Annotated in this window: 10 protein-coding genes; 5 read left to right on the top strand and 5 right to left on the bottom strand. The window is 43.5% G+C overall.

Annotated features, from left to right (window positions below):
* Nucleotides 1-91: 91 nt before the first annotated feature.
* Entirely contained in the window at nucleotides 92-1,204 is a 1,113-nt protein-coding gene (locus tag KKA81_14795) for a DUF2027 domain-containing protein (GenBank protein ID MBU2652194.1), read from the bottom strand.
* 120 nt (nucleotides 1,205-1,324) lie between these two features.
* On the opposite strand from KKA81_14795, the gene KKA81_14800 reads away from it, so the two are divergent.
* The 4 genes from KKA81_14800 (at nucleotide 1,325) to KKA81_14815 (ending at nucleotide 5,929) form a co-directional block, all read left to right on the top strand.
* Nucleotides 1,325-3,433 (top strand): TonB-dependent receptor, encoded by a 2,109-nt coding sequence (locus KKA81_14800; protein ID MBU2652195.1) that lies wholly within the window; start codon nucleotides 1,325-1,327, stop codon nucleotides 3,431-3,433.
* Nucleotides 3,434-3,438: 5 nt separating this feature from the next.
* The gene (locus KKA81_14805) at nucleotides 3,439-3,807 is read left to right on the top strand and encodes a hypothetical protein (protein MBU2652196.1); all 369 of its coding nucleotides are present in this window, start codon (nucleotides 3,439-3,441) and stop codon (nucleotides 3,805-3,807) included.
* A gap of 64 nt (nucleotides 3,808-3,871) precedes the next feature.
* Nucleotides 3,872-4,660: a hypothetical protein gene (locus tag KKA81_14810; GenBank protein ID MBU2652197.1), complete on the top strand. Its 789-nt coding sequence runs from the start codon at nucleotides 3,872-3,874 to the stop codon at nucleotides 4,658-4,660.
* A gap of 99 nt (nucleotides 4,661-4,759) precedes the next feature.
* Nucleotides 4,760-5,929 carry a cytochrome-c peroxidase gene (locus tag KKA81_14815; GenBank protein MBU2652198.1) on the top strand — a complete coding sequence of 390 codons (1,170 nt, stop codon included), beginning with the start codon at nucleotides 4,760-4,762 and terminating at the stop codon, nucleotides 5,927-5,929.
* 129 nt (nucleotides 5,930-6,058) lie between these two features.
* Here the strand turns inward: KKA81_14815 and KKA81_14820 are convergent, their stop codons facing one another.
* The 4 genes from KKA81_14820 to KKA81_14835 all read right to left on the bottom strand — a co-directional run bounded on the left by KKA81_14820 (nucleotide 6,059) and on the right by KKA81_14835 (nucleotide 11,389).
* Entirely contained in the window at nucleotides 6,059-6,802 is a 744-nt protein-coding gene (locus KKA81_14820) for a hypothetical protein (GenBank protein MBU2652199.1), read from the bottom strand.
* A 66-nt stretch (nucleotides 6,803-6,868) separates the two neighbouring features.
* The gene (locus tag KKA81_14825) at nucleotides 6,869-7,600 is read right to left on the bottom strand and encodes a hypothetical protein (GenBank protein ID MBU2652200.1); all 732 of its coding nucleotides are present in this window, start codon (nucleotides 7,598-7,600) and stop codon (nucleotides 6,869-6,871) included.
* Between the two features lie 188 nt (nucleotides 7,601-7,788).
* Entirely contained in the window at nucleotides 7,789-9,906 is a 2,118-nt protein-coding gene (locus KKA81_14830; protein ID MBU2652201.1) for a prolyl oligopeptidase family serine peptidase, read from the bottom strand.
* A gap of 139 nt (nucleotides 9,907-10,045) precedes the next feature.
* The gene (locus tag KKA81_14835; protein ID MBU2652202.1) at nucleotides 10,046-11,389 is read right to left on the bottom strand and encodes an MATE family efflux transporter; all 1,344 of its coding nucleotides are present in this window, start codon (nucleotides 11,387-11,389) and stop codon (nucleotides 10,046-10,048) included.
* Nucleotides 11,390-11,576: 187 nt separating this feature from the next.
* Between KKA81_14835 and KKA81_14840 the strand changes: the two genes are divergently transcribed.
* A partial coding sequence (locus KKA81_14840; protein ID MBU2652203.1) for a M23 family metallopeptidase occupies nucleotides 11,577-13,010 on the top strand: 1,434 nt, incomplete at its 3' end.

A 13,010-nucleotide genomic window follows, 5' to 3' on the forward strand; every position in this document is an offset into this window, starting at 1 on the left:
CAGGAGAGGGGCCGGGGGTGAGGTGGTATTCTCAGACGGGCCAGGTTGAGGTGGTTTTATCAAAGAGACCCGGGGTGAAGTTTTCCCCTCATTAATTATATCTTATCACAAAATCCAAGGCACCAACCCCAAATTTCGCCAGCGAAGCATCGTACTGCTCCAAACCTTCATATTCCTTCGCTTTTTCAATGATCTTCTGCTTTAACACTCCGTTACCTACACCATGGATAAAGGTTACTTTACGGTATCGATTGGCAATGGCACTTTCAAGGGCTTTTACAAAATAATTCACCTGGAGGGTAAGCATATCATGACTGTTCATTCCTTTGATATTATCCACAAGCTCCCCAATGTGTAAATCTACTACAGCTACACCAGGCTCTGTGCGATGCTGGTCTATAAGCGCTTTCTCCTTTATTTCCTTCGCTTTTTCAATTACCGGCGCATCGTCTTCATATTTTCTCAGAACCGGGTCTTCTCCCGCCGAACGAAGGATTGATATCTTGCAGACTTCTATTATATAAGCTTTACCGTCAATGAATTCAGCATCATGGTAATTGTTCTCGTTCAGGAATTTAACAGGTTTTATGTGATAACTCCTGCTAATCGGTGCGTATACCTTTTCAGCCGGTTCCGGATGAAACATTACCTGAATGATACCTTGTTCCCAGGCTCCAATATCTTCCCGGCTGATGGATTCGATCAGGACTTTCGACTGTCCGGGAATTGATCCGTAATCAAGTCCGGAAAAACTTCCGTTACGATTTTGCAGGAAAAAATTGTACAGAACGTCCATTCCTGTAAAATTGACAAGGAAAACATCCAACAGTCCTGTCAATAACCATTGCTGGTCGTGTGGAAAAAACACAAGATAAACCCCCTTTTCATGAGTTTCCTTGCTGCGGTGCAGTTTTAGCTGACTGTAACGGGTGTCCTCATCCTCACGGGCTTCCCGTATTGGCTCCGACGACGTTTTAGTTTCCTGATTTCCGGACCTAACCGGCAACTCTACCTTAAAATCTTCATCAAACATCCTTGATGAATACCCGGTATCACTTACTTTGAGGATGTCACTGATCAAAGTGGGTATCTCAAAACCATCCTCAATGGCAACATTTACCATGCTGGTGCTGATGATCTTGGAAACTACCCCGCCACCCGGTTCGTTGAGGAACTTAACTTTGTCGCCTATATTGAATTTCATTTTTTATTGCAAAAGTACAACCAAAATGACAATAATGCTTATTTAGAAACCTGTATAAATAATATAAAAAACTTAGATATGACTTCTGTTTTAATTATTTTTGCATAAAACCTTAAATAGATGAAAAGAATTCTTCTATCGCTTTTCCTGTTCGTGCTTCTGTATTCCGCTTTCACCCAGGAACCTGAAGCAACCGATACTCTTGTCCGCCTGAAGGAGGTAGTAATTTTAGAGGATTATACCAGTGCCGTGCCCTTCAGGATAGAAACCATTCCTGAGAAAGAGATTGAGATTAGCGCTGTCAGGGATCCTGGTGATTTCCTGCGCAGGATACCCAATGTGGCGGCTATCAGAAAGGGAGGTATAGGTTTAGATCCTGTTGTGCGGGGCTTTAAATACGGTCAGATAAATGTGCATGTAAACCATGGGATGAAGATCGAAGGCGGCTGTCCGAACCGAATGGATCCAGCCATCGCCCATATTGATGTGGATGACATAACCAGGATGGAAGTCGTAAAAGGCCCTTTTGCCCTTAAGTATGGACCCAATATGGGTGGAGTGATCAATATTAAAACCTGGAAACCAATTAAGTCCGAAAAATTCAAGATTAATGTTAAATCCATTCAAGGTTATGAAAGCAACTGGAATGGTTTTAAACAACATCTTGCTTTTTATGGCGGTAATTCGGATGTGTTTTTCTCCCTTTCCGGAAATTTTAAGAAATATGGCAATTATAACGATGGAAATGGGGAAACGGTCAACTCACATTTTACAAGATACAATTATTCGGCAGTACTGGGTTTTTCCCCCTTGAAAGGCCATGAAGCCATTCTCTCCCTCGATGAGTCATACGGCCGGGATGTGATGTATCCTGCTTTGCCTATGGATGAACGTGTTGATGATACACAACTTCTATCGTTCGATTATACGATAGCCAAAATTGGAAAAGCCATCTCCGGTGTAAGGTTGAAAGTTTACCACTCGGCTGTACACCATGAGATGGACAATAAAGAAAGGCCCTTCTCCGATACCGTGGTGGCCGTGTCAATCGTAGATGCCACCAACACCGGTTACCGGCTGCTGGGAACGGTAAAGGCGGGATCGGGATCGTTGACAGTGGGTACAGATCATGAAAACATACGTAAAGACGGTACAAGGACAAAAACCAAGATATTGGAACCCACCATGCCAACTATGAAGGAAGACCTTTGGAATGATGCCGTTATCGACAATTATGGCTTGTTTGCAGAGTATCAGCATACATTGGGAAGAATAGATGTGATAGCATCGATACGGGCAGATTTCAACGAGGCCAGGTCGGGAGACCTTATCCTGAAAAAAATGGAAAACATTGTTTATTCCAATACGGAAACTTCTTCTGAGTATTTTAACCTGAGTGCAAGCGCCGGTATTAACTGGCATGTCTCAGGTCACTGGTTGGCCGGCTTTTCCCTGGGTAGGGGAGTCCGGAGCCCTGATATGATTGAACGCTTTATTATCCTGCTTCCTGTTGGGTACGATTCCTATGACTACCTGGGGAATCCCTCACTCAAACCGGAAGCCAATAATGAGGTTGATCTTTCTACCACATTTAGTGGTGAGAAATACGGAACACTTGGTGCGGGTGTGTTTTTCTCGGTGGTAACGGATTACATTACCGGTCGCTATGTGCCTCCGACGGTAGCAAAACCTCAGACAGCAGGAGTTTTAGGGGTAAAACAATTTGTAAACCTGCCGGTTGTGTATTTATGGGGATGGGAACTTTCGTATGCATCGCCCGCCCGGTACCGGTGGAGACTGGGGCTGGATGTCGCCCGCACCTGCGGTATAAATCCGGAAGCCGATGTATATGTATTCAGCGGAGGAAACCTCCAGGAAATCAAGAAAGTGAAGAACGATCCCCTGCCGGAAATACCGCCGCTGGAAGCCAATCTTTCCATTGCTTACTCCTTCCTGAAAGGAAAAGTGATCCCCGAAGCCAATGTAAGAGCCGCCGCCCGCCAGGATAAAGCCTCTGAAGCATACGGAGAACGCAAATCCCCGGGATTTATCATTGCCGGCTTAAGGATCGTTTGGAATTACAATCAATATCTTACTGTCACCGGCGGAATAGAGAACCTCTTCGATAAAGCCTATTATGAGCACCTGAACCGTCGAATTACCGGCAGTAGCTTAAACTTCTATGAGCCGGGCCGCTCTTTCTATGTTAACCTGATCTTTAATATTTGATAGCCATGAAAATAGTGATACGGTATTTATTTATTCCGGTGATCCTTTTCCTGCTTGTTTCCTGTGAGCAAGACAGAAAAAAGGATATAGTCTACCAGGTTTCAAATAACAGCAACGGATTTCTGGTTCATTACCGAGACAGTAACGGACAATTGATCAAAAACGGCGTGGATGTCCAAAGTAAGGAGGATGTCTGGAAGTACAGCTTTGAGGCGGATGAGGGAGATATTGTTTTCGTTTCCGCGAAATACGATAACCCTACCGACGGAATCCGCATTATGATCCTCATTGATGGAAAAACCTATAAACAGGGATCCAGTTTGTATGATACCCTGAACTTTGTGACCGTTTCCGGAACCGTGCCTTTTGATTGATTCATTGTGCAACCGTGAAAGAATGCCAACTGTCTGCAAATTGAAATATCCTGATGGAAAAACCATGAAGTACTTATTGATCATACTATTCATTGCCCTATTATTTGCATCCTGCAAGAAAGAGGAGGAAAAGACCGCAGCAAATCCTGAAGGAAAAATTGTATTTCATTTCCTGCATCAGGTTGACGGGCAAGATCTGGATATAGATACCATGAAGTATGTGAATGCCGCAGGAAACCATTACCTGATCAATGAAATCCAGTATTTTATTTCCGACGTGACTCTCCACCTGGCAGGAGGAGGAAGTATCCTGATCGATGAATGGAAGGACATTCATTATGTAGATACGGACATTCCTTCAACCCATACCTGGGAAGTATACGATGCAATACAGGCAGGAAGTTATGAATACATATCCTTCACTTTTGGAATCAGTGAGGAGAAAAACCATTCTTTTATGTATGTGAATCCCCCGGAATCATTCATGTTTTGGCCGGAATACCTGGGTGGAGGGTACCACTACATGAAACTGAACGGAAAATGGCTTAATGAAGACCTGTTTATTGAACCCTTTGATTTTCATCTGGGTATCGGACAGATCCTGGATACTGCCGGACAGATCACCGGATTCGTCCATAATGACTTTGAAGTGGTTCTTCCTGGTTCAGCCTTTACCTTACAATCAGGGGAAACGATTGATATTGATATAATTATGAACATCGAAAACTGGTTCCAGGATCCGAATTTATATGATCATAACATATGGGGCGGATATATCATGCAAAACCAGGAGGCAATGCATGTTGCTTGTGAGAATGGGTGGAATGTGTTTGAAGTGGGTTATGGGTTATGAGTTATGGGTTATGAGTTATGGGTTATGGGTTAGGGATTAGGGGTTAGGGGTTAGGGGTTGGGGGTTAGGGGTTGATGTTTAATTTTTTATTTTGGTTTAATGAGGTTAGATTCGGATAAAATATTAAAAATAGCTTCTCTTGCCGCGTTGGCGCTTGTGGTCGTTTTGTTTGGTTCTTGCTCCAAAGACAATGACCCTGAACCAATTCCGGCAGGATATAAACCCACTCCTTACACAATTGAGATTCCATTTGGTTTTCCGACCAAACTGAATATTCCTGAAGATAACCCTATGACGGTCGAAGGCATTGAGCTCGGGCGGTATTTATTTTACGACGGCAGGATATCCGGACGCACCCATCCCGATTCCCTGATGAGTTGTGCTACCTGCCATATCCAGGAAAACTCTTTTGAATGCGGGATAAACCATCCTGTTTACCAGGGAGGGTTTACTCATGGTATCACAGGCATCCCGACTCCGCATGTCATGTTACCCCTTGTCAACCTCATCTGGAACCATTCGGGATTTTTGTGGAACGGCAAGATCTATCCTGAAAATCCGGAAGCACATTTCCGTAACATTGAGGATCTTGTCTGGATGGGCATTGTGGCTCCCCACGAAATGAACAGCGATACAAACCGTGCGAAAGCACTGATACAGAGTACGCCGGGTTATCCCGAACTTTTTGAAAAGGCTTTCGGCACGCCTGTTGTGACAGTTGACAGAATGGGAAAAGCCATCGCTCAGTTTATCCGGACATTTATTTCAGCGAATTCCAAATTCGACAGATATATGCGGGGAGAGGTGCAGCTTACGGCTTCGGAACTGAGCGGATATGTGCTTTTTACCACCGAAGAAGGAGCGGATTGCTTCCATTGCCACGGCGCAGCAGGAAACCCTTTGTTTACAACGCATTTATATTATAACAACGGCAAGGATTCCATTTTCAACGACCCCCGCGACCGTTACGCTGTAACCGGGGACCCCAACGATAAAGGAGCGTACAAAGCAACCACACTACGAAACATCGAATTGACCGGACCGTATATGCATGACGGCAGGTTTGCCACTTTAGAAGATGTGGTGGAATTTTATTCTCACGGTCTGGTCTGGTCTCCCCAGATAGATCCGTTAATGCATCACATTGCTAATGGTGGAACTCAGCTTACTGCCCAGGAAAAAGCCAACCTCATTGCCTTCATTAAAACCCTTCGTGATGATGAATTTCTAAGCAATCCTGCTTTCTCGAAACCGGAAAAAATGCCCTGAAGTTGTCAATTCTGTATTCTGTATTGGCAATAGGATATACAATTGGAAATTTGCTATTTACAATGCATTGACAATATTACATTGCACATTGTCAATCCAATCGAAAATACAGAATACAGAATACAGAATTTAAAATCTCCCCACAATCACTCTTCCGCTTTCGCCCTGCATATCCCGTCCTGAAAGGGTAATGGTCAGTATGCCATCGTTTACATTGTAGTAATAATCAGTTATTTCCAGGAAGGGGTTGTTTGATATGACCGTATCAGGCAGAGGGCAATGGATGTCAATCTTCTGACTCCCATACATTTTAATATCAAACTCCAGATTATCCGGGGATAGTTTTGTGTTGTAGATATTGTACGTCCCTATGTAATCGATATATACTTCAGGAAGACCGGGGCCGGTTTTAATTTCCAGGATGTATTGCTTTTTCCCCAACGGAGGAAGGTATAGAAACGATTTTCCGTGTGATTTGTAGCGCAGGAGAAGAGGGCTGCCATCAAGACTTGCATGGGAAATCTTTTCACCTTGTCCCGTATTCACTATAAACACAAGATTTCCCAATAATTTATTTTCATATACAATATCCGGCATATTCGTATTGTCGATAAGGTATTTACCTTCTTCCAGGCGGTTTATGGAAGCGTATTTCTTATAAAGCCATTGCGAATGAAGTTGCTCTGTATTCCTGGCAAGGTATAAGCCCGGTGTTGCCTGTACTTTATCAAGATAATTTATCCATGCTTCCGTAGCTTGCGGTTGCAAAGAGTCATTTTTTTCCAGAAAATTCGTCCAATGCGATTCAACAGGCCAGGTGGTGAATTTCAGGAAATCGTCTGATGGTCTTGCATTCGTTGCATCCCATTGCAATCCGTATTTGTCCCGGTCGATAACATGTACACCATGATCAAAACCTCCTCCTTCTGCAACCGGTGCTCACTGGTATGCAGCAAGGGATAGCTTGAAATTGACGTATTTTACCCCGTAATCGCGTAAAATGCTGCCCAGGCTATATTTGCCTGCCGGGTTCCAGTAATAGGAGTGAGCTGTTGGCACGAAACTTTCCGGGAATGATTGTCCTGTCCACCCGTACTGGTCCATGATATTACGAAAACATTCAAAATGCCCTCTGAGTGTGTCTTCCGGCCAGGGTTGCCTGTCTTCTGTGTTATAATATTCAGCCCTTGTCTTCCTGCCCTTATCCCAATATTCATGCCCTATTCCGTGCATTCCGAATTCCAAAAATGCGGCGTTATCTTTTATATACTGCATGATCTGTAACTGACTGCTGTCAATATTGGCGGAGATATCCCAACCACTTCCCATCCAGGTAGTGGTTGGAAACCTGGCACAGACATTCTCCCGGTCGAGTTCACACAGAATAAAAATTCCTTGAAAACGGATGCCCAATGATTTTGCCACTTCAACCACCGGCTTATAATCCAGTAAACGCATCTTCCTGTTAAAGTTCAGCCGGTAAGGGCCGTTTTCTTTTTCCAGAGAACTTCCGTTCATCCATCCAAGATCATCAATAACCATGGCAAAAGCCTTTGGAAAGATCAGCGGCTCGCTTGGGTTTTTCAAGAAAATCAATACTAAAATCAACGGGACCAATACCGTTAGCAACAAAATGGAAAGGTTTCTGTAGTATGCATTACCTCTGAACATAGTTTACGTTTTGTTAAAAGGTAAAGGTAATGCTTTCTGGATTCTGTATTCTGAATTCTGTATTCTGTATTGGCAATAGGATATGCAATTGGAAATTTGCTATTTACAATGCATTGACAATATTACATTGCAAATTGTCAATCCACCACCCAATCGAAAATACAGAATACAGAATACAGAATTGACAATTACAACTTCATCCCAAGGTTGAAGAACACGAACGACCACATATCCGTTGCTTCTTCAATACGCTTGGAGGTCGGTTTGCCTGCGCCATGTCCTGCCTTGGTTTCAATCCTGATGAGAACGGGGTTGTGTCCGTCGTTCTTTTCCTGTAAGGTGGCCATGAACTTAAAGGAATGTGCCGGCACTACACGGTCGTCGTGATCTGCTGTAAATGCCAGGGTTGCCGGGTAACTCACGCCTTCTTTGATATTGTGCAATGGACTGTAGCCAAGCAGATAACGGAACATTGTGCTGTCTTCTTCGCTGGTACCGTAATCGGAAGCCCAGGCCCAGCCAATGGTGAATGTATGGTATCGGAGCATATCCAGAACACCTACTATCGGAAGGGCGACCTTGAAAAGATCCGGTCTTTGTGTCATACACGCTCCTACCAGCAGTCCTCCGTTCGAACCGCCCATAATAGCCAGTTTTTCAGATGAGGTGTATTTCTTATCGATAAGGTACTCGGCTGCAGCGATGAAATCGTCAAATACATTCTGTTTTTGAAGTTTTGTACCGGCCTTATGCCATTCTTCCCCGTATTCGCCGCCTCCACGGATGTTGGCAACGACAAAAATACCCCCGTTTTCCAGGAAGATCAGTCGGCTGACACTGAAATCAGGCGTTTCGCTGATATTGAAACCGCCATATCCGTAAAGTAAAGCTGGATTATTGCCATCCATCACCAAACCTTTTTTGTAAACAATGAACATGGGTACTTTCGTCCCGTCCTTGCTGTTATAAAATACCTGCTCAACCGTATAGTCTTCTCCGTTGAATTCAATTCCTGGTTCACGGAATACTTCAGTAGTGTTGTCTTTAATGTTGTATTTGAAAATGGTAGCAGGATAAGTGAATGAGGTGAAACCGTAAAAGGCGATGTCGTCTTCAGGCTTGCTGCTGAAACCTGCAAGCGTACCCAGGGTGGGCAATTCAAGTTCCCTGACAAATTCTCCCTGCGGGGTATAAATCTCCACCTTGCTGTTGGCGTCTTTCATGTATTCCGCAACCATCATGCCTCCAGCAAGGGTGACAGATGATAATACTTCTTCTTTTTCAGGAATGATGGTTTTCCAGTTTTCCATAGCCGGATTATGGCTGTTAACCATGACCACCCTCTGCTTGGGCGCTTCAAAATTGGTTACCATCAGGAACAGGTCGCCAATGTTATCAATAATGCCAAAATCATGATCGAAACCATCGGCAATTTTAACAAAACCACTTCCTTTTTTGTCAAGCTCTTTGAAATACAGTGCATTTCCACTTGTCGATTCCACTTCATACATCAGCAGGAATCGCTCATCTTCCGTGGTTCCAACATAGTAATTGCGTAGCGGGAAGTCTTTGTTTTCGTATATCAGTTCATCTTCCGACTGGGGAGTGCCTACCTTGTGATAAAAAACCTTGTGGTATTCGTTTTTGTTGCTCAATTCTTCGCCTTCGACGGGTTTGTCATAGGCGCTGTAAAAGAAACCATCACCTTTCCAGGAGATACCTGAGAACTTAACCCATTCAATATGATCATCCAGAATATCGCCGGTTTCAATGTCTTTGATAAAGATCTCGTTCCAGTCGGAACCGCCTCTGGCAATTTTGTAGGCCATGTATTTGCCGTCGTGTGAGACGGAAGAGCCTGCATAAGCCACAGTGCCGTCTTCGGAGAGTTTATTTGGATCCAGGATAACACGGGGTTCACCGTCAAGCCCTTCCTGGATATAAACGATACTTTGGTTTTGCAACCCGTCGTTTTTACTGAAGAAATAATATTTTCCTTCGCGATAGGGGAGTCCGAACTTAGGATAATCCCACATTTTCGTGAGTTTTTCCCTGATCTTTTCCCGGAATGGGATCTGTGAAAGATATTCTCCGGTTACCTGGTTCTGGGCCTGAACCCATGCAAGGGTTTGTTCCGAGTTATCGTCTTCCAGCCAGCGGTAAGGATCTTCCACATCCACACCAAAATAATTGTCGATCTGTTGTACTTTTTCTGTTACGGGGTAGTTGATCTTTTTGGCCCCTTCCTGACATCCTGTGAAAATCATCATAATTGCTGCAATGGATAAAATTAATGCCTTTTTCATTGTTACATGGAATTAGGGTTTATAATTATTGAAAGACAGGAGCTTGCTTAACCGGATGTAAAAATAAGCATAAGTTTCATTTTACAAAACTTTGAGTTGATCGGATACATTAAAAAATTAACCATTGGTTTGATAAACTCTACGGTTGCTCATGTTTGACAATCACACGGGATTTCCATTTTCCTGTCCTGTAATACGAATACGATAGGATAAGACCAATGACCCATGCCATCGGGATGCCCCACCATATTCCTGTGGCACCCAGTTTTTGAGCAAGGAGATAACATGCCGGTATCCTGACAACCCATAATGCAAAAAAGGTTATGATCATCGGGATAAGCGTATCGCCTGCGCCTCGCATAACACCGCCTACAACGAACATGGTTGTAAAAACAATATAAAAAGGACTTACGATTTGAAGATATTTAGCACCGATTTCAATAACTTCCGGGTCTGAAGTAAACAATGATATCATTCCGCGGGAAAATACCACTAAAATAAGAGAAATAGAAACCGCTATCAGTGAAGTCATGCGAAACGTGGCGCCCAAACCGGTTTTTATCCTGTGAGGCTTTCCGGCTCCGAGGTTTTGTCCCACGAAGGTCGACAAGGCTGCTGCGAAATTCATCGCCGGCATGCCTGCAAATGAATCGATGCGAAAAACTACACTATAGGCTGCCACGGTTGCTGTCCCGAAAGGATTCACCAGCCAGTACATCATAATCATGCCCAGAGCTACAAAAGCCTGCTGAAACCCGATGGGAAAGCCAATTTTAATATTCTTCATAAAAATATCACGGTCGAATATCAACTTTCTCCAGGAGAGATTAATGATAGGATGCTTTTTATTCAGGTACAGTATGGCTGTCACAAATGCCCCACCCTGAGCCACAACCGTTGCATAAGCCGCTCCGGCAATACCCCAGCCAAACCCAACTACAAAAAGGAGGTCAAGTAAAATATTGCTGATGGTGGATATGACCATGAAAAACAAGGGGGTTTTGGAATCACCCAATCCTCGTAGTATTGCACTTGTGCCGTTAAATCCAAAGAAGAGAATCATTCCAGAAAAGTATATTCTTAAGTATAAGCTGGCCTGGGGAATGACTTCCTCCGGAAGTTTTATCAGACGGAAAATGGCATCACTGGCGATTATCCCTATAACGGTAACCACTATCGAGGCAAGGAAAATAAAAATATATAATGTATCAATAGCCCTTTTAACCTGTTCTATTTCTTTGGCCCCGTAATACTGCGAAATGATAACCGTGGATCCAATGGCAATGCCCATAATCAGGGAAACAAGCGTAAAAATAATGGGAAAGGAGGCGCCGACAGCCGCCAGTGCTTCAGTCCCGATGAAATTACCGATCACTATACTGTCGACTACATTGTACAACTGCTGGAAAATATTACCCAGCAACATAGGCGTCGCAAAATGCAGTATCAGCCGGCTTTCCTTGCCTGTGCTCAGGTCTTTCATGCTATTGGAGTTAATCCGGGCATTATATGAATTGTTTTTAGGCGGAGGAGTCCGCAAAGTTATAAAAACTATGCCCTGAAAAATTATCCCTTTTCATCGGGTTAACTAACAAAGAACATATACTTTTGTTGAATAAATTTCAACTATGTTCAAAGCCGGTCGAAATACGTTTATATTATTCTTTTGTATGGCCTCAGGAGCTTTCTCACAGGAGAAGTACCCGCAGACGGATTTCATTTCGCCGGTGGATTTCGGTATATCCTTGTCAGGCACTTTTGGAGAGTTACGTTCCGGACATTTTCATTCAGGAATGGATATCCGTACCCAGGGGACTTCCGGTTTACCGCTCAGAGCAGTAGCAGACGGTTATGTTTCCAGGATCAATATATCACCCGGAGGATTTGGTAAAACCCTGTACATTTCTCATCCAAATGGTTATATGTCGGTTTATGCCCATCTGAATAACTTTTCAAACGTACTGGATGCGTATGTAAAAAAAGAACAATACCGACTTGAGCAATTCAGTGTGAACTTGTTTCCTGGTAAAGAAATGTTCCCCGTCAAACAAGGCGATATCATAGGTTATTCAGGCAATTCAGGATATTCCTTTGGCCCCCACCTGCATTTTGAGATAAGGGAAGATGCAACGCAAATCCCCATGAACCCATTGCTTTTCGGGTTCAGGGTAACAGATGGCTTGCCTCCGGTTATGCAGGGGATTAGAGTTTATCCTGAAAAAACTAAACAGGAAGGGATTACCGAGTTTAAATTACTTGGAAGTGGAAATAAATATTATTTGCCCGGTAAAGATACCCTTTTTGTTACAGGTGATTTCTTCCTGGGTATAAGGGTCTATGACCAAATCAACGGATCCGGAAGTAAAAATGGAATACATCGCCTGAGTATATTCCTGGATACCCTGCTTTATTATGAGCACATAATGGATCGTTTTAGCTTTAATGATACCCGGTATATTAATAGCCTGATCGATTACAGGGAATATATACTCAGCGATCGACGGTTTATGCGCACCCGCGTAGACCCTAACAACCGCTTGAAGATCTATAGAAAGATCATCAATGATGGGATATTTTCATTGCCGGACTCCCTGGTACATCAAATAACCGTTGAAGCCTCAGATATTGCGGGAAATACCAGTGTTTTACGCTTTCCGGTCATGATGAGGAAAGATACAGCGATCACAGAATCAATGCAAAAAGATTCTATCACTTTTCCTGTTTCCTGGAGAGATGAAACCATCCTGGAATTTGATGGTGTTAAATTGATTGTACCTCCCTATGCTTTGTACGACCATCTGGAACTAATTTTCAACTCATCTGAGCGTTTTAAAGGCTCATACTCAAAGTTGTATTCCATTCACAATAAGACTGTACCTGTTCATAAGTATATGGAATTATCGATCCCGGTAATTTCCCTTCCTGAGAGCCTCCGGGAGAAGGCATTACTTGTAAAAACAGAAGATAAGGAAAAAGAGCTGGTATCCGCCGGGGGAGCATTTAGTAATGGTTTCGTAAAAGGTCGTATCCGTGAATTTGGCGACTATGCCGTCATGGTTGACACCATCCCTCCAGAGATTGTGACCAATGGCAAAGGCCCGATG

The sequence above is a fragment of the Bacteroidota bacterium genome (assembly GCA_018831055.1).
GTDB lineage: Bacteria > Bacteroidota > Bacteroidia > Bacteroidales > B18-G4 > M55B132.